Annotated in this window: 14 protein-coding genes and 1 tRNA gene; all 15 read left to right on the top strand. The window is 67.8% G+C overall.

What is annotated here, in order from left to right; genetic code table 11:
• On the top strand, positions 1-119 hold a 119-nt coding region (locus ACIRDX_RS12620), incomplete at its 5' end, for a hypothetical protein (protein WP_396624041.1).
• A 62-nt stretch (positions 120-181) separates the two neighbouring features.
• Complete coding sequence (gene rpmG / locus ACIRDX_RS12615) at positions 182-331, top strand: 50S ribosomal protein L33 (protein WP_239489441.1); 150 nt, start codon at positions 182-184, stop codon at positions 329-331.
• Positions 332-400: 69 nt separating this feature from the next.
• A tRNA-Trp gene (locus tag ACIRDX_RS12610) sits at positions 401-476 on the top strand.
• Positions 477-556: 80 nt separating this feature from the next.
• Entirely contained in the window at positions 557-856 is a 300-nt protein-coding gene (secE, locus tag ACIRDX_RS12605) for a preprotein translocase subunit SecE (RefSeq protein ID WP_396625785.1), read from the top strand.
• Positions 853-1,419, top strand: coding sequence for a transcription termination/antitermination protein NusG (gene nusG / locus ACIRDX_RS12600; RefSeq protein ID WP_396625784.1), 567 nt, complete (start codon positions 853-855; stop codon positions 1,417-1,419). Before secE ends, nusG begins: the two co-directional genes overlap by 4 nt.
• 123 nt (positions 1,420-1,542) lie before the next feature.
• Entirely contained in the window at positions 1,543-1,968 is a 426-nt protein-coding gene (gene rplK, locus ACIRDX_RS12595) for a 50S ribosomal protein L11 (RefSeq protein WP_239489438.1), read from the top strand.
• Positions 1,969-2,174: 206 nt separating this feature from the next.
• Positions 2,175-2,876 carry a 50S ribosomal protein L1 gene (rplA, locus tag ACIRDX_RS12590; protein ID WP_396625783.1) on the top strand — a complete coding sequence of 234 codons (702 nt, stop codon included), beginning with the start codon at positions 2,175-2,177 and terminating at the stop codon, positions 2,874-2,876.
• Positions 2,877-2,887: 11 nt separating this feature from the next.
• Positions 2,888-3,430 carry a 50S ribosomal protein L10 gene (gene rplJ, locus ACIRDX_RS12585; protein ID WP_396625782.1) on the top strand — a complete coding sequence of 181 codons (543 nt, stop codon included), beginning with the start codon at positions 2,888-2,890 and terminating at the stop codon, positions 3,428-3,430.
• A 137-nt stretch (positions 3,431-3,567) separates the two neighbouring features.
• Positions 3,568-3,954, top strand: a complete 387-nt coding sequence (rplL, locus tag ACIRDX_RS12580) for a 50S ribosomal protein L7/L12 (RefSeq protein WP_396625781.1) — start codon at positions 3,568-3,570, stop codon at positions 3,952-3,954.
• Between the two features lie 166 nt (positions 3,955-4,120).
• Positions 4,121-8,467 (top strand): DNA-directed RNA polymerase subunit beta, encoded by a 4,347-nt coding sequence (gene rpoB, locus ACIRDX_RS12575; RefSeq protein ID WP_396625780.1) that lies wholly within the window; start codon positions 4,121-4,123, stop codon positions 8,465-8,467.
• Positions 8,468-8,473: 6 nt separating this feature from the next.
• Positions 8,474-12,691, top strand: coding sequence for a DNA-directed RNA polymerase subunit beta' (gene rpoC / locus ACIRDX_RS12570; RefSeq protein ID WP_396625779.1), 4,218 nt, complete (start codon positions 8,474-8,476; stop codon positions 12,689-12,691).
• 203 nt (positions 12,692-12,894) lie between these two features.
• Positions 12,895-14,427, top strand: coding sequence for a M16 family metallopeptidase (locus ACIRDX_RS12565; protein ID WP_396625778.1), 1,533 nt, complete (start codon positions 12,895-12,897; stop codon positions 14,425-14,427).
• Positions 14,424-16,577 carry a M16 family metallopeptidase gene (locus tag ACIRDX_RS12560; protein WP_396625777.1) on the top strand — a complete coding sequence of 718 codons (2,154 nt, stop codon included), beginning with the start codon at positions 14,424-14,426 and terminating at the stop codon, positions 16,575-16,577. Before ACIRDX_RS12565 ends, ACIRDX_RS12560 begins: the two co-directional genes overlap by 4 nt.
• Before the next feature lie 7 nt (positions 16,578-16,584).
• Positions 16,585-17,607, top strand: a complete 1,023-nt coding sequence (locus tag ACIRDX_RS12555) for a fatty acid desaturase family protein (protein WP_396625776.1) — start codon at positions 16,585-16,587, stop codon at positions 17,605-17,607.
• Complete coding sequence (locus tag ACIRDX_RS12550) at positions 17,607-18,539, top strand: class I SAM-dependent methyltransferase (RefSeq protein WP_396625775.1); 933 nt, start codon at positions 17,607-17,609, stop codon at positions 18,537-18,539. Before ACIRDX_RS12555 ends, ACIRDX_RS12550 begins: the two co-directional genes overlap by 1 nt.
• Positions 18,540-18,737 lie beyond the last annotated feature (198 nt).

The following is an 18,737-nucleotide window of genomic DNA, read 5'->3' as shown; positions in this document are numbered from 1 at the left end:
ACGTGGCGATGGAGATCGAGCTCATCGGACCGGTGGCGCTGGAAAAGGGCCTGCGGTTCGCCATCCGCGAGGGTGGCCGCACGGTGGGTGCGGGCACGATCACCGAGATTCTGCAGTAACAGGCCACTGGCTGCGGGCTACAGGCTGCCTGTAGCCTGCCGCCTGTCGCCGTGAGGTTGCCATGAGAGACATCGTTCAGCTCGCGTGCGGCGAGTGCAAGCGTCGCAACTACAGCACGACGCGCAACAAGAAGAAGACGACCGAGCGGCTGCACATGAAGAAGTTCTGCCGCTTCTGCAAGTCGCACACGGAGCACAAGGAGAGCAAGTAGCACCGGGTTCGCCCGGTGTGCTCCCCAAGGGTCGGTACCACCGGATGCGTCCGGTGGTGGAGTCTGTACAGGCCAGTAGCTCAATTGGCAGAGCACCGGTCTCCAAAACCGGGGGCTGGGGGTTCGAGTCCCTCCTGGCCTGCCACACCCGCCGGTGGATGCCCGAGCGCGGATCGCCGATGACGCGATGCGCACCCGGGCGTCTGCACTGAAGGAAACCGCAGCGTGAAGACCGCGATGGTGGACAACGTCAAGGACGCACAGGCAGGCCGTCGCGAGGCCGAAACGCCCGTGGTGGCGGCCGCTGCCGGCCCGCTGGGCTGGTGGGCGCGCGCGAAGGACTTCCTCGTCAAGGTGCGCGAGGAAGTCGGGCGCGTGTCGTGGCCGACGCAGCGCGAGGTGCAGGCCACGACCATCGTCGTGATCGCCTTCTCGCTGATCATGGGGATCTACCTGTTCGCCGTCGACGCAGCCTTCAACAAGCTGGTCGAGTGGATCTTCCGGCGCTTCGGAGGCGCAGCATGAGCGAGATGCAGGAGGGTGCGGCCGCGCCGGGCCCGTCGCTCAGCTGGTACATCGTCCACACGTACTCGGGCTTCGAGAACAAGGTCAAGGAGTCGCTCGAGCAGCGTGTGCAGGCCTATGGCCTCGAGGAGAAGTTCGGCGAGGTCCTCGTGCCGCAGGAGACGGTCATGGAGATGCGCAGCGGCCGCAAGGCCGAGATGCGCAAGCGCATCTTCCCCGGCTATCTCTTCGTCGAGATGCAGATGACCGACGACGCGTGGCACGTGGTGAAGAACACGCCGAAGGTCACCGGGTTCGTGGGGGCCGGCGCCAAGCCGACGCCGCTGACTCGTGAGGAAGTGGACAACATCCTCGCGCAGGTGCGCGAGAGTGCCGAGAAGCCCAAGCCGAAGTACCACTTCGAGAAGGGCGACCAGGTGCGGATCAACGAGGGGCCGTTCACCAACTTCAACGGGTCGGTGGACGAGGTCAATACCGAGCGCAGCACGCTGAAGGTCATGGTGACGATCTTCGGGCGGTCCACGCCGGTCGAACTGGACTTCCTCCAGGTCGAGAAGCTCTAGCGAAGTCTGGACCGGCTCTCGGAGCCGGGCCGATGGTGGTGGACGGGGCGGGGCGTGAGGCGCCCGCCTGCGCGGTCGGGCCGGTTCGCCGGGCCTCGGTCGCATTGGACGGTTCGAAGACATATGGCCAAGAAGGTTCAAGCTCTCGTGAAGCTCCAGATCGCCGCCGGCAAGGCAACGCCGGCGCCGCCCGTCGGGACCGCGCTCGGTCCCCAGGGCGTGAACATCATGGACTTCTGCAAGAACTTCAATGCGAAGACCGCCGGCCAGGACGGTCTGATCATCCCCGTGGTGGTCACGGTGTACGCCGATCGGTCGTACACGTTCGTGCTGAAGACGCCGCCCGCTCCGGTGCTGCTCAAGCGCGCCGCGAACGTGCCCAAGGGTTCGGCCGAGCCCAACAAGAACAAGGTCGGCACGGTGACCAAGGCGCAGGTCGAGGAGATTGCGCGCCTGAAGTTGCCCGACCTGAACTGTGAGTCGCTCGACGCGGCCATGCGCAGCGTGGCCGGGACGGCCCGCTCGATGGGGCTCGACGTCGTCGGCTAGCGGCTGCGCCGCAATCGGAAATTCGACAGTCGAAATTCCCGTTGCGGTCAGGATCCAGGTCAGCCCTGGAAAGCGGCAATCTGCAAGGACGGACACGTGGATGGAGGGGTACCGACGCCCTGGATTTTCACCGTTCGAATTTCGAATTGCCTGAATCTGTAGACGTGGGAGGCCGTTCGCGGCCGACTGCACCACGGAGGTAGCTCATGCCCACTCCCGGGAAGAAGTACGCGGCCGCGCGCGCCCAAGTCGAGGAGCGCCCGTACGTGCTGGACGAGGCCATTCCGCTCGTCCAGAAGCTCAAGTACACGAAGTTCGACGAGACCGTCGAGGTGGCGATGCGCCTCGGCGTCGACCCGAAGCACGCCGACCAGATGGTGCGTGGCACCGTGGTGCTGCCGCACGGCCTGGGCAAGACCAAGCGCGTGCTCGTGATTGCCAACCCCGAGAAGCAGCGTGAGGCCGAGGCGGCCGGCGCGGATGCGGTGGGCGGCGAAGAACTGGTCGAGAAGATCGCGGGCGGCTGGACGGATTTCGATGCCGTCGTGGCGACGCCCGACATGATGCGTGCGGTGGGCAAGCTGGGCAAGGTGCTCGGTCCGCGCGGCCTCATGCCGAACCCGAAGACGGGGACGGTGACGACCGACATCACCAAGGCCGTGCAGGAAATCAAGGCGGGCAAGGTCGAGTTCCGTGTGGACAAGACCGGCATCGTGCACGCGCCGATCGGCAAGGTGTCGTTCCCGACCGAGAACCTCCTGGCCAACGCGCACGCCCTGTTCGACAGCGTGATGAAGGCGAAGCCCGCGGCGGCCAAGGGCAAGTACCTCAAGAGCCTGACGGTCAGCTCGACCATGGGCCCGGGCGTGGCGATCGACACCTCGCATGTCGAGTCGCTCGTCAAGTAGGGAGAGAGACCATGGCTGTATCTCGCGCTGACAAGCAACTGGAACTCGGCCAGCTCACGGAATCCTTCGGGAAGGCCGAGAGCCTGATCGTGATGGAGTACAAGGGGCTCAAGGTCCCCGAGGTCACCGAACTGCGCCGGCAGGTGCGGGCCGTGCAGGGCTCGTACAAGGTGGTCAAGAACACCCTCGCCCGCCGCGCAATGGCGGGCACGCCCTTCGAGGCGCTGGCGCCCCACTTCACGGGCACGACGGCGATCGCCTTCAGTGGCGACGACCCGGTCGCGCTCGCGAAGGTGCTGACGACGTTCGCCAAGACGGCCCCGGCCCTCGTGCTGAAGGCGGCGGTCGTGCAGGGCGACGTGGTCACGGGCCCGGCCGTGAACGAATTGGCGAACATGCCGGGCAAGCCCGAGCTGTACGCCAAGCTGCTGTACCTGCTGCAGGCCCCGATGGTCCAGATCGTCAGCGTGCTGAGCGCGGCGCCGCGGGACCTGATGAACGTCCTGGTGCAGGTGGAGAAGAAGAAGGGCGAGGAACAGCCGGCCGCCGAGTAGGTGGGCCGGTCACGAGGTCGCTGTCAGCTATCAGGCTCTGCTGTGTCCCCATGAAGGGGAACGCCAGCGATGGAGACCGTTGATAGCTGAAAGCCGGACGCAGAGCGCTGATAGTCGACGGTAAGGAGATTCGGACAATGGCAGATGTGACGCAGGATCAGGTGGTCGAGTACATCAAGAACATCTCGGTGATGGAGCTCTCGAAGCTCGTCAAGACGCTCGAGGCCGAGCTCGGCGTCTCGGCCGCGGCGGCGGCCCCGGTGGTGGTGGCGGCGGCGGCCGGTGCGGCGGCGGCGGCCCCGGCCGAGGAGCAGACGGAGTTCAACGTCATCCTCACCGACGTGGGCGCCAACAAGATCAACGTGATCAAGGCCGTCCGCGAGGTCACCTCGCTCGGTCTGAAGGAAGCCAAGGATCTCGTCGAGGGCGCGCCCAAGCCGATCAAGGAAGGCGCGACGAAGGACGAGGCGGCAGCCATCAAGAAGAAGTTCGAAGAGGCTGGCGCGAAGGTCGAGATCAAGTAGCACGGTCTCCGCTTTTCGCGAGCCGCGTGTGCCCCCGAGGCGCGCCCGACCCCGCCAGGTCGGGCCCGTCAGGGCCGCGCGGCTTTCGCCGTTTGAGTGATTCGCCTCCGAAGACCTCGTGAAACGGGTGGTTCGTGGCGGAACCGACCCGGGGGAATCGAGAAGTATGAGCAGCAGCCTGGCCAAGAACGTCTACCGCGAGCGCATCGACTTTTCCAAGATCCGGACTACGGTCCCGATTCCCAACCTCATCGAAATCCAGAAGAAGTCCTACGACCGCTTCCTGCAGATGTACACGCTGCCGGCCGAGCGCGAGGACGTCGGCCTGCAGGCCGTCTTCAAGTCCGTGTTCCCGATCTCGGACTTCCGCGAGAACTCGTCGCTGGAGTTCATCGAGTACTCGATCGGCAACTGGGACGAGTGCGGCTGGGGTGACGAGGCCCGGGGGCTGGTCCACGAGATCGGCGGGCGCCGCATGGCGCTCAACCTCAAGTACGACATCAACGAGTGCCTCGAGCGCGGGATGACGTACGCGATCCCGCTCAAGGTGACGATCCGCCTGGTGGTCTGGAACAAGGACCCCGAGACGGGCGCCAAGACCATCCGCGACATCAAGGAGCAGGAGGTCTACTTCGGCGACATCCCGCTGATGACCGATCACGGGACGTTCATCATCAACGGCACCGAGCGCGTCATCGTGTCGCAGCTGCACCGGTCGCCGGGCGCCTTCTTCCACACGGAAGACAAGACGCTCTTCATCGGGCAGCTCATCCCGTATCGCGGCTCGTGGGTCGAGTTCGAGTACGACAGCAAGAACCTGCTGTACGTGCGCATCGACCGCAAGCGCAAGTTCCTCGGCACGGTGTTCCTGCGGGCCCTCGGCCTGCGCAACGCCGACGAGATGCTCCGCGCGTTCTACACGACCGACTCGCTGCACCTCAAGGGCGACCAGGTCCTGTGGTCGGTCAACGACAGTCCGGTGGACTGGCGCGCCGGCGAGGACATGACGATCCCCGGCAGCGAAGTGGCGCTGACGCGCGGCAAGCGGATCACCAAGGCCGCCATCCGCGCCCTGCGCCACGCCGGCATCACCGAGGTCCCGGTCGACCTGAGCCAGCTCGAGGGCGAGCAGCCCTACGCGGCGGCCGACGTGGTCGACCCGGCGTCGGGCGAGGTCCTGCTCGATGCCAACGAGGAGCTGACGGCCCGCGTCATCGCCATGGCGCAGGAGAAGCAGATCGAGCGCATCGACATCTTCTTCCCCGAGAAGGACGAAGTCGGCCCGGTGCTGTCGGCGACCCTGAAGAAGGACCCGATCCGCACCCACGAGGAGGCGCTGATCGAGATCTACCGGCGCCTGCGCCCGGGCGATCCGCCGACCCTCGAGAGCTCGCGTTCGCTCTTCGAGAGCATGTTCTTCAACCCGCAGAAGTACGACTTCTCGCGCGTCGGCCGGCTGAAGCTGAACACCAAGCTGAAGCTGCAGACCCCGCTCGACGAGAAGGTGCTGCACCCGCAGGACTTCTACGAGGTCATCAAGTACCTGCTGAAGCTGCGCCGCAACCCGGCCAACGTGGACGACATCGATCACCTCGGCAACCGGCGCGTGCGCTCGGTCGGCGAGCTGCTCGAGAACCAGTTCCGCATCGGCCTGGTCCGGATGGAGCGTGCGATCAAGGAAAAGATGTCGGTGTACCAGGAAATGGCCACCGCCATGCCGCACGACCTGATCAACGCCAAGCCGGTGATGGCGGCGATCCGCGAGTTCTTCGGCAGCTCGCAGCTGTCGCAGTTCATGGACCAGACCAACCCGCTCTCCGAGATCACGCACAAGCGGCGTCTCTCGGCGCTCGGGCCGGGCGGCCTGTCGCGCGAGCGCGCGGGCTTCGAGGTCCGCGACGTGCACCCGACGCACTACGGGCGCATCTGCCCGATCGAGACGCCTGAAGGCCCGAACATCGGCCTGATCTCGTCGCTGTCGTCGTATGCGCGGATCAACGAGTTCGGCTTCATCGAGTCGCCGTACCGCAAGGTCGAGAACGGCTTCGTCGTCGACTACGTCAAGGTGACGGTCGGCGCGGGCAAGCTCGAGGCGGGCGCCGTGGTGCGCTCTGCCGAGGCGGCAGCGGTCAGGCAGGCGCACGCGGAACTCGAGGTCGAGCCGCACCCGTTCTACCTCTCGGCGTGGGAGGAAGACCAGTACATCATCGCGCAGGCCAACGCGGAGGTCGGGGCCAACGGGCAGTTCGTCGCCGAGCGCGTCAACGCGCGCCAGGCCGGCAACTTCATCCTGGCGCCGCGCGAGACCATCCAGTTCATCGACGTCTCGCCCAAGCAGCTCGTGTCGGTGGCGGCCTCGCTGATCCCGTTCCTCGAGAACGACGACGCGAACCGCGCGCTGATGGGCAGCAACATGCAGCGCCAGGCCGTGCCGCTGCTCCGCGCCAAGGCCCCGTACGTGGGCACGGGCATGGAGTACATCACCGCCCGCGACTCGGGCGCGGTGACCCTGGCCCGCCGGGCCGGCGTGGTGGACTACGTCGACAGCCAGCGCATCGTCGTGCGCGTGGATGGCGACCAGGTGTCGAGCGAGATGGGCGCCGACATCTACAACCTGATCAAGTTCAAGCGCTCGAACCAGAACACCTGCATCAACCAGCGCCCGATCGTCCGTGTCGGCCAGAAGGTGCTGCGCGGGCAGGTGCTGGCCGACGGGCCGTGCACGGAGATGGGCGAGCTGGCGCTCGGCCGCAACGTGCTGGTCGCGTTCATGCCGTGGCGCGGCTACAACTTCGAGGACGCCATCCTCGTCTCCGAGAAGCTGGTGAAGGAGGACTACTACACCTCCATCCACATCGAGGAGTTCGAGATCGAGGCCCGCGACACCAAGCTCGGGCCGGAGGAGATCACGCGCGACATCCCCAACGTCGGCGAGAACTACCTGCGCGACCTCGACGAGAGCGGCATCATCCGCATCGGCGCCTACGTCAAGCCGGGCGACATCCTCGTGGGCAAGGTCACGCCGAAGGGCGAGACGCAGCTCACGCCGGAAGAGAAGCTGCTGCGCGCGATCTTCGGCGAGAAGGCCGGCGACGTGAAGGACGCGTCGCTGACCTGCCCGCCGGGCATCGAGGGCATCATCGTCGGCGTCAAGATCTTCTCGCGCAAGGGCATCGAGAAGGACGACCGGGCCAAGGCCATCGAGGCCGAAGAGCTCGAGATGATGGAGAAGAACCTCCAGGACGAGATCCGCATTCTTCACGACGAGGTGAAGAAGCGCGTGATCGCCCTCCTGGACGGCCAGACGCTCCGCACCGACCTGTTCGACCAGCACGGCCAGCAGCGACTGGTGAAGAAGGGCACGGCGCTGACGCGCGAGCTGATGCACGACGTGCCGTTCCTGTCGCTGGTGCGGGCACGCGTCGAGGCGACCGACCCGCGTGTCGAGGACGCCCTGCGCGAGATCGAGGAGCGCACCGACCGTCAGGTGGAGGTCACGCGCGAGGTCTTCGAGGAGAAGAAGGAGAAGATCCGCCGCGGCGACGAGCTGCCGCCGGGCGTGATCAAGCTGGTCAAGGTCTACGTCGCCATGAAGCGCAAGCTGTCGGTGGGCGACAAGATGGCCGGCCGCCACGGCAACAAGGGCGTCATCGCGCGCATCCTGCCCGAAGAGGACATGCCGTACCTGCCGGACGGCCGTCCGGTGGAGATCGTGCTGAACCCGCTGGGCGTGCCGTCGCGCATGAACGTCGGGCAGATCCTCGAGACCCACCTCGGCTGGGCCGCGCACGGCATCGGCGAGCAGCTCGACGAGATGGTCAAGGAGCAGCGGGCGATCGAGGAGGTCAAGGCGCGCCTCACGACCGTGTTCCCGAACTCCGACCGCGTGAAGCAGGTGGTGGCGACGGGCACGATGGAGGATGTGGCCGCGTTCACCCACACGCTGCGCGACGGCGTGCACTTCGCGACGCCGGTGTTCGACGGCGCGAAGGAAGACGAGATCCGTCAGTACCTCGGCCTGGCCGGCCTGCCCGAGCAGGGCAAGACCGCCCTGTTCGACGGCATGACCGGGCAGCAGTTCGAGCAGAAGGTGACCGTCGGGTACATCTACATGCTCAAGCTGTCCCACCTGGTCGACGACAAGATCCACGCGCGCTCGATCGGGCCGTACTCGCTCATCACCCAGCAGCCGCTGGGCGGCAAGGCGCAGTTCGGCGGCCAGCGCTTCGGCGAGATGGAGGTGTGGGCACTCGAGGCGTACGGCGCCGCGCACATCCTGCAGGAGCTGCTGACGGCCAAGTCCGACGACGTGACCGGTCGCGCCAAGATCTACGAAGCGATCGTCAAGGGCGACGCCAGCTTCACGCCGGGGCTGCCCGAGTCGTTCAACGTCCTCATCCGCGAACTCCAGGCCCTGTGCCTCGACGTGGAACTCGTGAAGCTGCGGGCGCGACCCGCACCGGTGGTGGCCGAGGATCCGGCCCCGCTCGAGCCCGTAGGGCAGGGGGTGTAACGCACCATGAGACCAGACTTCTCGACCAAGGGCACCCTGACCGCCGACTTCGACTCGATCCGGATCAGCCTGGCGTCGCCAGACAAGATCCGGCAGTGGTCCTACGGTGAGGTCACCAAGCCCGAGACGATCAACTACCGCACGTTCAAGCCGGAGCGGGATGGCCTGTTCTGTGCCCGGATCTTCGGACCGGTCACCGACTGGGAATGCCTCTGCGGCAAGTACAAGCGGATGAAGCACCGCGGCGTCATCTGCGACAAGTGCGGCGTCGAGGTGACCCAGGCCCGCGTGCGTCGCGAGCGCATGGGCCACATCGAGCTCGCCACGCCGGTGAGCCACGTGTGGTTCTTCAAGGGGCTGCCGAGCCGCATCGGGCACCTCCTCGACATCTCGCTGCGTGACCTCGAGCGCGTCCTCTACTTCGAGGCGTACGTGGTCATCGAGCCGGGCGACACCGAGCTCAAGCAGAACGAGCTGCTCAACGAGGATCAGTACCGCAAGGCGCGCGAGGAGTACGGCTTCACGGCGTTCACGGCGCAGATGGGCGCCGAGGCGATCAAGAGCCTGCTCCGCAACGTCGACATCGAGACGCTCGCGGTGGAACTGCGCGAGAAGATGAAGACCGAGCAGTCGGTCCAGAAGCGCCAGAAGTACGCCAAGCGCCTCAAGGTGGTCGACGCCTTCCGCAAGAGCAGCAACCGGCCGGAGTGGATGATCCTGGACGTGATCCCGGTGATCCCGCCCGAGCTGCGCCCGCTCGTGCCGCTCGACGGTGGCCGCTTCGCGACCTCCGACCTCAACGACCTCTATCGCCGCGTCATCAACCGCAACAACCGGTTGAAGAAGCTGATGGAGCTCAAGGCGCCCGACGTCATCATCCGCAACGAGAAGCGCATGCTTCAGGAAGCGGTCGATGCGTTGTTCGACAACGGGCGTCGCGGCCGCGTGCTGCGCGGGGCCAACAACCGCCCGCTCAAGTCGCTGTCGGACACGCTGAAGGGCAAGCAGGGCCGGTTCCGCCAGAACCTGCTCGGCAAGCGCGTCGACTACTCGGGCCGTTCGGTCATCGTCGTCGGGCCGGAGCTGAAGCTCCACCAGTGCGGCCTGCCGAAGAAGATGGCGCTCGAGCTGTTCAAGCCGTTCATCTACAACAAGCTCGAGGAGCGCGGGCTGGTCGCCACCATCAAGCAGGCCAAGGAGATGGTGGAGGAGCAGCGGTCCGAGGTGTGGGACGTGCTCGAGGAGTGCATCAAGGAGCACCCGGTGCTCCTGAACCGCGCCCCGACGCTGCACCGCCTCGGCATCCAGGCCTTCGAGCCGGTGCTGGTGGAAGGCAAGGCCATCCGCATCCACCCGCTCGTCTGCACGGCGTTCAACGCCGACTTCGACGGCGACCAGATGGCGGTGCACATCCCGCTGTCGCCCGAGGCGCAGATCGAGGCGTCGGTGCTGATGCTCTCGAGCAACAACATCCTGTCGCCGGCCAACGGCGCACCGATCGCGGTGCCGTCGCAGGACATCGTGCTCGGGTGCTACTACCTGACCAAGTCGAAGACCGGCGCCATCGGCGAGGGCCGGCTGTTTGCCAACCTCGACGACGTGGTGCTGGCCCTCGAGAACGGCGAGCTCGAGACGCTGACGCCGATCCGCCTGCGCTACAGCGGCAACCTCATCGACCTGACCGTCGCCCGCGACGACCAGGCCGTGCTGCACACGCCGCTGCACTCGGTGGAGCGCCGCATCATCAACACCACCGTCGGTCGCGTGATCTGGAACAGCTCGCTGCCGTCGGAGATGCCGTTCATCAACGGCCTGCTGAAGAAGAAGGGCCTGCAGCAGGCGGTGCAGTACTGCTACCTGCACTTCGGTCTCGAGAAGACCGTGCAGATGCTCGACAGCCTGAAGACGCTCGGCTTCACCTACGCGACGCGCTCGGGCCTCTCGATCGGCATCAACGACCTGATCATCCCCTCGGTGAAGGCCGACCTGGTCAACCACGCCGAGTCGGAGGTCATCAAGGTCGAGCAGCAGTACCAGGAAGGCGCCATCACCAACGGCGAGCGCTACAACAAGGTCATCGCCCTGTGGTCGGATGCGACCGAGAAGATCGCCGACAAGATGTTCGGCGAGATGGAGGAGCGCGACCGCTCCGGCAGCTCGTTCAACCCGGTCTACATCATGGCCGACTCGGGCGCGCGCGGTTCCAAGCAGCAGATCCGCCAGCTGGCCGGCATGCGTGGCCTGATGGCCAAGCCGTCGGGCGAGATCATCGAGACGCCGATCAAGTCGAACTTCCGTGAAGGCCTGACGGTGCTGCAGTACTTCATCTCGACGCACGGCGCACGCAAGGGCCTGGCCGACACGGCACTCAAGACTGCCGACTCGGGCTACCTCACGCGTCGTCTCGTCGACGTGGCGCAGGATGTCATCATCCACGAGCCGGACTGCGGCACGATGGACGGCATCGAGGCGCGCCCGATCGTCGAGGCCGGCGAGACCATCGAGCCGCTGCGCGACCGCATCATCGGCCGCGTCACGCTCGAGGACGTCATCGACCCGATCACCCGCGACGTGCTCGTGGAGGCCAGCCAGGAGATCACCGAGGATCTCGCCACGGTCGTCCAGGAGGCGGGCATCGAGATGGTGAAGATCCGCTCCGTGCTCACCTGCGCCAGCCGGCGCGGCGTGTGCGCCAAGTGCTACGGCCGCGACCTCGCGACCGGGCGCATGGTGGAGATGGGCCTGGCCGTGGGCGTGGTCGCCGCGCAGTCGATCGGCGAGCCCGGCACGCAGCTGACGATGCGCACGTTCCACATCGGCGGCACGGCGTCGCGGATTTCGGAGCAGTCGACGCAGGAGTCGCGCCACGCCGGCACGGTGCGGTTCGAGAACATCTCGGCCGTCGAGACGGGTGTCGAGGGCGGCATTCGCGACATGGTCGTGATGAACCGCAACGGCAACCTGATCGTGCGCGACAACAAGGGCCGCGACGTCGAGCACTACCAGGTGATCTACGGCGCCCGCCTGCGCGTGACCGACGGCCAGAAGGTCGAGCCGGGCCAGGTGCTCCTCGAATGGGACCCGTTCACGTTCTCCATCCTCACGGAGGAGGCGGGCACGGTGAAGTTCAAGGACATCATCGCCGACGTCACCGTCCACGAGGAGGTGGACGAGGTCACCGGCATGTCGCGCCGCATCATCATCGAGGGCATCGACGAGAAGAAGCAGCCGCTCGTCGAGATCCGCAACCTCGATGGCAAGGTGCTCCGCAAGTACCACATCCCGTCGCACGCCCACCTGATGGTGGAGGACGGCGACGCGGTGACCCCGGGCGCGGTGCTCGCGAAGATTCCGCGCGAGACCACCAAGACCAAGGACATCACGGGCGGCCTGCCGCGCGTGGTCGAACTGTTCGAGGCCCGCAAGCCCCGCGAGGCGGCGGCCGTCATCAGCGAGATCGACGGCATCGTCAAGATCGGCGGCATCGTCAAGGGCCAGCGCAAGGTGATGATCGTCCCCGAGGAAGAGGGCGGCGAGCCGCGGGAGTACAGCCTCCCCCGTGGCGTGCACGTCAACGTCCAGGACGGCGATCGCGTCCGCGCCGGCGAGCAGCTGATGGACGGCCCGAGCAATCCGCACGACATCCTGGCGGTGCTCGGCGAGCGGGAACTGCAGAAGTACCTGGTCAACGAGATCCAGGAGGTCTACCGCCTGCAGGGCGTCAACATCAACGACAAGCACATCGAGGTCATCGTTCGCCAGATGATGCGGTGGGTGAAGATCGAGGATGTCGGCGACACCGAGTTCCTGATCGACGACGTGGTGGACCGGTTCCGGTTCATCGAGGAGAACGAGCGCGTGGTGACGGCGGGCGGCGTCCCGGCCAAGGGCCGGCCGATGCTGCTCGGCATCACCAAGGCCTCGCTCTCGACCGACTCGTTCATCTCGGCGGCCTCCTTCCAGGAGACCACGCGCGTGCTCACCGAGGCGTCCATCTCCGGGCGCGTCGACACGCTGCGCGGCCTGAAGGAGAACGTCACGATGGGCCGGCTCATCCCGGCGGGTACCGGCTTCTACGCCTACGGCAACGTGCACATCCCGTCGGATGCGCCGCCGCCGCCCCCGCCGCCGTCGCCGGAGGACGCGGACCTCGAGCGCGATCTCGACTACCTGTCCGATGCCGACGACCTGCTCGACCGCGAGCGCGGCGAGGTGGTCGAGTAGCACGGGCGACACGGCGCCCGACAGGGGCGCCCCACACCACGACACGGGCGGGACTTCCACGGGAGTCCCGCCCGTCGTCGTTCCGGCTGCGCCGGGGCGTGGGCCCCGGCGGGCATGGCTCGAGGCGCCCCGGCGACGTAACCGGCGCGGCGGCCGTCATAATGAATCGGGGCCGTGTCGGCCCCCTGATGGGAGAGTCACAGATGCAGTCGAGCCTCCGAGGGTGGCGCGGGGTCTGCGCAGCCGTGGCGGTGTCGGTGTTCGCGGCGGCGGGAGCGGCCCGTGCCCAGGACCTGGCCTCGTTCGAGAAGCGCCTCACGGTCCACACCCTGCCGAACGGGTACACGTTCCTGATCCTCGAGCGCCCCGGGGCGCCGGTGTTCTCGTTCGCCACGCGCGTCGACGTGGGCTCTGCGCAGGAAGTGCCGGGCATCACCGGGCTCGCGCACATGTTCGAGCACATGGCCTTCAAGGGCACGCCGCGCCTCGGCACGACCGATTTCGCGAAGGAAGAGGCGGCGCTTGCGGCCCTCGAGTCGGCCTACCAGGCCTACGAGCGCGCGCGCAACGCCATCAAGCCCGACCAGGCCGAGGTCGATCGGCTGTTGAAGGTCTTCAAGGAGAAGGAAGCGGCGGCGCAGCCCTTCGTCGTGCCCAACGCCTTCGACGACGCGGTGTCGCGCGAAGGCGGCGTGGGCCTCAACGCGAGCACGAGCGCGGAGGCGACCACCTACTACTACTCGCTGCCGACCAACAAGTTCGAGCTCTTCGCCTACCTGGAGTCGGAGCGCTTCCTGCACCCGGTGTTCCGCGAGTTCTACAAGGAACGCGACGTGGTGATGGAGGAGCGGCGGCAGCGGACCGAGAGCCAGCCGATCGGGCGGCTCATCGAGCGGATGCTCGCCACGGCGTTCCTCGCGCACCCGTACAAGCAGCCGACGGTCGGCTACATGAGCGACCTGCAGCGCTTCACGATGACCGACGCCGAGAAGTTCTTCCGCACCTACTACGTGCCGGCCAACATGGTCACGGCCATCGTCGGCAACGTGAAGGCGGCCGAGATCATCCCCATCATCGACCGCTACTTCGGCCGCCTGCCGAAGGGCGACAAGCCGGCGCCGCTGCGCACCATCGAGCCGCCGCAGACCGCGGAGCTCACGGTGACGCTGCGCGAGAAGTCGCAGCCGTTCTACATCGAGGGCTACCACAAGCCGTCGGCGCTCCACCCCGACGACGCCGTGTACGACGCCATCGCCGAGATCCTCGGCCGCGGGCGGACCTCGCGCCTCTATGTGTCGCTCGTGGAGAAGCAGAAGCTGGCCGTCCAGGCCCAGGTGGGCGGCGGCCTGCCGGGCGTCAAGTACCCGCACCTGTTCCTCGCGCTGGCGGTGCCGGCGCGCGGCGTCAGCAACGACAAGGTGGCCGAGGCACTGCGCGCCGAGCTGACGCGCATGGCGACCGAGGACGTCACCGACGACGAACTGGCGCGCTTCAAGACGCGGGCCAAGGCCGACCTGATCCGGTCGCTCGACAGCAACAGCGGCCTGGCATCGCAGCTGGTCACCTATCACACGCTGACGGGCGACTGGCGCGACATCTTCCGCTACATCGAGCGCGCCGACGCCGTGAGCAAGGCCGACATCCGTCGGGTCGCTGCCGAGGTGTTCAAGGCGTCGAATCGGACGGTCGCGCGGCTCGAGAACGACTCGACCCCGGCCACGGGAGGCACGCGATGAGCCGCAATCCTGTCCGCGCGGCGCTGGCCGTGCTCGCCCTCGTCGCTGCCGCCCCGCTGCCGGCGGACGCCCAGGTGGCGTCGACGATCGACCAGTTGAAGTACCCGGCGCTGCCGGCCTTCTCGCTGCCCAAGCCGACGCGCACCGTGCTGCCCAACGGCCTGGTGGTGCTGGTGATGGAAGACCACGAGTTGCCGCTGGTCACCGTGACCGCGCGCTTCCGGACCGGCTCGCTGCTCGAGCCGGCCACCAAGGTCGGCGTCTCCGGCCTCACCGGCTCGCAGATGCGCGCCGGCGGCACCGTGGCCCTCGCGCCCGACGCCCTCGACCGCTACCTCGAGGATCGCGCCGCCTCCATCGAGACCAGCATCGGCGACGACGCGGGCACGGCGGGGATGAGCGCGCTCAAGCAGGACTGGGCCGAGGTGCTGCAGGTCTTCTCCGACGTGCTCCGCAAGCCGCGCTTCGACCCGGCACGGCTCGAGGTCGCCCGGCGCGGCATCGAGGCGTCGATTGCCCGGCAGAACGACGATCCCGGCGGCATCGCGAGCCGCGAGTTCCGGGAGCTGATGTACGGCGCCGACACGCCGTTCGCCCGCGAAGTGACCTACGCCAGCGTGCAGGCGATCACGCGCGACGACCTGGTGGCGTGGCATGGCAAGTACCTGCAGCCCGACCAGACGATCATCGCGGTGCATGGCGACGTCACGCAGGCCGCGGCGGTCGCGGCCGTCACGCAGGTGTTCGGCAACTGGGGACGGGGACCGAAGACGACCATCACGTTCCCGGACCCGCGCCCGCAGTCGGCGCCCGGGGTGTACGAAGCCGTCAAGGCCGACGTGGCCCAGTCGTCGATCCGGATCGGCCACATGGGCACGCTGAAGAGCACCCACCCCGACTACTACCCGGTGCAGGTGCTCAACGAGGTGTTGAGCGGCGGCTTCACGTCGCGCCTGTTCTCGAAGGTGCGCACGGAGAAGGGGCTCGCCTACTCGGTCGGCGGCTCGGTCGGCAGCGGCTACACGCGTGTGGCGCCGTTCTCGATGGCCACGAGCACCAAGACGTCGACGACGTCGGAGACCATCGAGACGCTGATCACCGAGGCGAAGCGGATCATCACCGAGCCGCCCACCGAGAACGAGATCGCGCGCGCGAAGCAGTCGATCCTGAACTCGTTCATCTTCAACTCGGCGACCTCGGAGCAGGTGCTCGGCCAGCACGTCACGTACGAGTACTACGGCCTGCCGACCGACTGGCTCGAGCGGTATCGCGCCGGCATCGAGAAGGTCACGCCGGCCGACACGGCACGGGTGGCGAAGCAGTACATCAAGCCAGAGCAGTTCGCGATCCTCGTCGTCGGCCCCACCGAGGGACGCGACAAGCCGCTCAGCACGTTCGGCGCCGTGAAGACGCTCGACATCTCGATCCCGGAACCCCCGTCGTCGGCGGCCGCTGCGCCGTCGGCCGCGGCGCCCGGCGCCGAGGAGGCGGGCAAGGCCCTGGTGGGCAAGGCGGTCGATGCCATGGGCGGCGCCGCCGCCATCGACGGCGTCAAGTCGTACCGCGAGGAGACGACCGTCGCGGCGACGACGCCGCAGGGTGAGATCGAGCTGCAGTCGACCGTGCTGGTGGCGCTGCCCGACCGCGTGCGGCAGGAACTGGTGACGCCGATGGGCGCCATGACCATGAAGATCGCGGGCGCGACCGGGTCGGTGGAGGGCGGGCCGCAGGGCAGCATGCCGCTGCCGGAGGCGCAGCGCACGTCGATGCTCAAGCAGATCCAGCGGTCGCCGATCTTCCTGCTCCAGCGGCGTGGACAGCCCGGCTTCAAGGCCGCGGTGACCGGCGAGGGCAAGGTCGGCGACACGCCGGTGTCGCTCGTGCGCGTCGACGTCGAGGGCGACGCCATGACGCTCGGCATCGACCCGAAGACCGGCCAGATTCGCAGCCTGCTGGCGCGGGGCACCGGCCCGACCGGAGCGCCTGCTGACGTGCTGACCGAGTATCACGACTACCGGCCCGATGGCGGGCTCACCGTGCCGCACGCGCGGACGTCGTCGGTTGGGGGCACCGTGGCGCAGAAGGTGACGGTGAAGGCGGTGCAGGTGAATCCTGCGGTGCCGGCCGACGCCTTCGGTAGCGGCAAGTAGCGCCTCGATGCCCGCACTGCCGCCCCCGCCGGGGGTCACCTACGTGCACGGCCTCGTGAAGCCCGCCGGGCTTCGCGTGCCGCGCGCGTGGTACGAGCCCAGCGACGCGTTCGGCTGGCGAGGGACCGCCGTACTGTTCGGCGTGCTCCTCGCCGGCGTCGCGGCGCTGCCGTGGCTCGTGGCGCGGTGGGGCGTGGCCGGCATCGTGCCGGTGCTGCCGGTGATCGGCGCGTACGTCTACAAGCTCACGATCCTGATGCACGAGTGCTGTCATCGCACGCTGTTCAGGCGCAAGCGGCTGAACGACGCGGTGGGACTCGTGGCGAGCGGCTTCCTGGTGACCAGCTACGATGCGTTCTGCCGCCTCCACTGGCAGCACCACCGGCACTGCGGCACCGACGAAGATGGGGAAGAGTCCGATTACATCACGCTGCAGGACGCGTCGCCGGCGCAGCTGGTGGCGCACCTGCTGAAGCCGCTGCTGGGCGTGCAGGCGGCGCGCATCGGCATGGCCGCGCTTCGTGGCATCGCCGGACGGACCGCGCCAGCGTCAGGCACGGCGACGGGGCAGGCGTCGGCAGATCGCCATGCGCCGATCGTCTCGCCGGCCGCGCAGGTCGCCGCCATCGTCGGCGTGCAGGCCGTGATCGCCCTGCTGGCGACGGGCCTCGGGCGGTATCCGTGGCTGGCACTGGCGTACCCGGCGACGGCGGCGACGTTCGGCCTGTTCTTCAGCCGGGTCCGCGCCTTCTGTGAGCACGTGCACGTGCATCGCCACGAGGGCGAGTGCTCGGTGCGGTCGCACCTGCCCAACCCGATCGACCGGCTGTTCTTCTACACGCTCAACATGAACCTGCACGTGGAACACCACCTGTTCCCGCAGGTGCCGGCGTGCCACCTGCCGCAGGTGCGCGAGCACCTCGCCTCGGTGGGCTATCTCGAGCCCGCGATGACGTCGCGATCGATCCTCGGCACCATCGCCGGCGTCCTGGCCGACGCGCGGGCCCGCCAGCGGGGCGCCACGGCCTGATGCAGATTCCGACGATCGAGGTTGCCTGCAGCACGTGCGGCAGCCGTGATGCCGACGAGGTTGGCCGGTCACGCGACCACGAGTTCGCCACCTGCGACAACGAGTTCGTGTTCGTGCAGTGCCGGGCCTGCGGCCTGACGTACCTGCGGAACCGGCCCGCCCCCGAGACGCTCGGCATCATCTATCCCCCGTCCTACTACCGCTACGCCGCCTTCCTCGGGCCAGTCACGACCCGCGTGCGTGCGGTGGTGCAGGGGGGGCGCGTCAGGATGCTGCGCCGCCTGCTCGGACCCGAGGCGACGGTGATGGAGGTCGGCTGCGGCGAGGGACAGTTGCTGCAGGCCATCAAGGCCGACGGCGAGCCGGGTTGGCGCGTCGTGGGCGTCGATATCTCCGAGGAGGCGTGCGCGGCCCTGCGGCGGACGGGCCTCGAGATGGTCTGCGCGCAGTTCGAGGCGCTGGACTGGCCGGCGGGCACCGTCGACCTGGTCATCATGAACCAGGTGATCGAGCACCTCGCCGACCCGCGAGCCTGCGTGGCCCGCGCTGCCACCCTGCTGAAGCCGGGCGGCCGCCTGCTCATCGAGACTCCGTCGGTCGGGTCGTGGGACCGGGACTGGGTGGCGCGTGATCGCTGGGGCGGGTGGCACTGCCCGCGGCATTGGTCGCTGTACACGCGGGCCTCGCTGGCGGGCCTGCTGGAGCAGCAGGGGCTGGGCGTCGAGCGCGCGGAGTACCTGCTGAGCCCCTTCATCTGGGCGCATACGCTGCAGAACGTGGTGCGCGACAAGCCGGCGTGGCGGTGGGCCTCGGGGCTGCTCTCCGAGCGGTCCGTGCCGGCGCTGGTGGTGTACGGCTTGCTCGACACGGTCCAGCGCTGGGCGACGGGCCGGACGTCGAACATGCGGGTCATTGGGCGGAAGGGTACGTAATGCCGCGATGCTGCGATGCTGCGATGCCGAACAGAGCGGCCGCGGCAGCAGGGGCGAGCGCATAGGCGAGGAGCCCCTACCAGCCCCCAGCCCCTAGCCCCCGGTACCCGGTACCCGGTACCCGGTACCCGGTACCCGGTACCCGGTACCCGGCCGTGTTGTGCTACACTGGGCGTTCGCCGCGAGGACCGGTGCCCC

It is taken from the genome of Luteitalea sp., assembly GCF_044337415.1.
GTDB lineage: Bacteria > Acidobacteriota > Vicinamibacteria > Vicinamibacterales > Vicinamibacteraceae > Luteitalea.
This window is presented reverse-complemented; position numbering and strand designations above follow the sequence as displayed.

Bases quoted from the DNA above. Each gene is read 5' to 3' on its own strand.
- rpmG (WP_239489441.1), top strand. From the start codon at position 182: ATGAGAGACATCGTTCAGCTCGCGTGCGGCGAGTGCAAGCGTCGCAAC.
- nusG (WP_396625784.1), top strand. From the start codon at position 853: ATGAGCGAGATGCAGGAGGGTGCGGCCGCGCCGGGCCCGTCGCTCAGC.
- rplK (WP_239489438.1), top strand. From the start codon at position 1,543: ATGGCCAAGAAGGTTCAAGCTCTCGTGAAGCTCCAGATCGCCGCCGGC.
- rplA (WP_396625783.1), top strand. From the start codon at position 2,175: ATGCCCACTCCCGGGAAGAAGTACGCGGCCGCGCGCGCCCAAGTCGAG.
- rplJ (WP_396625782.1), top strand. From the start codon at position 2,888: ATGGCTGTATCTCGCGCTGACAAGCAACTGGAACTCGGCCAGCTCACG.
- rplL (WP_396625781.1), top strand. From the start codon at position 3,568: ATGGCAGATGTGACGCAGGATCAGGTGGTCGAGTACATCAAGAACATC.
- rpoB (WP_396625780.1), top strand. From the start codon at position 4,121: ATGAGCAGCAGCCTGGCCAAGAACGTCTACCGCGAGCGCATCGACTTT.
- rpoC (WP_396625779.1), top strand. From the start codon at position 8,474: ATGAGACCAGACTTCTCGACCAAGGGCACCCTGACCGCCGACTTCGAC.
- ACIRDX_RS12565 (WP_396625778.1), top strand. From the start codon at position 12,895: ATGCAGTCGAGCCTCCGAGGGTGGCGCGGGGTCTGCGCAGCCGTGGCG.
- ACIRDX_RS12560 (WP_396625777.1), top strand. From the start codon at position 14,424: ATGAGCCGCAATCCTGTCCGCGCGGCGCTGGCCGTGCTCGCCCTCGTC.
- ACIRDX_RS12555 (WP_396625776.1), top strand. From the start codon at position 16,585: ATGCCCGCACTGCCGCCCCCGCCGGGGGTCACCTACGTGCACGGCCTC.
- ACIRDX_RS12550 (WP_396625775.1), top strand. From the start codon at position 17,607: ATGCAGATTCCGACGATCGAGGTTGCCTGCAGCACGTGCGGCAGCCGT.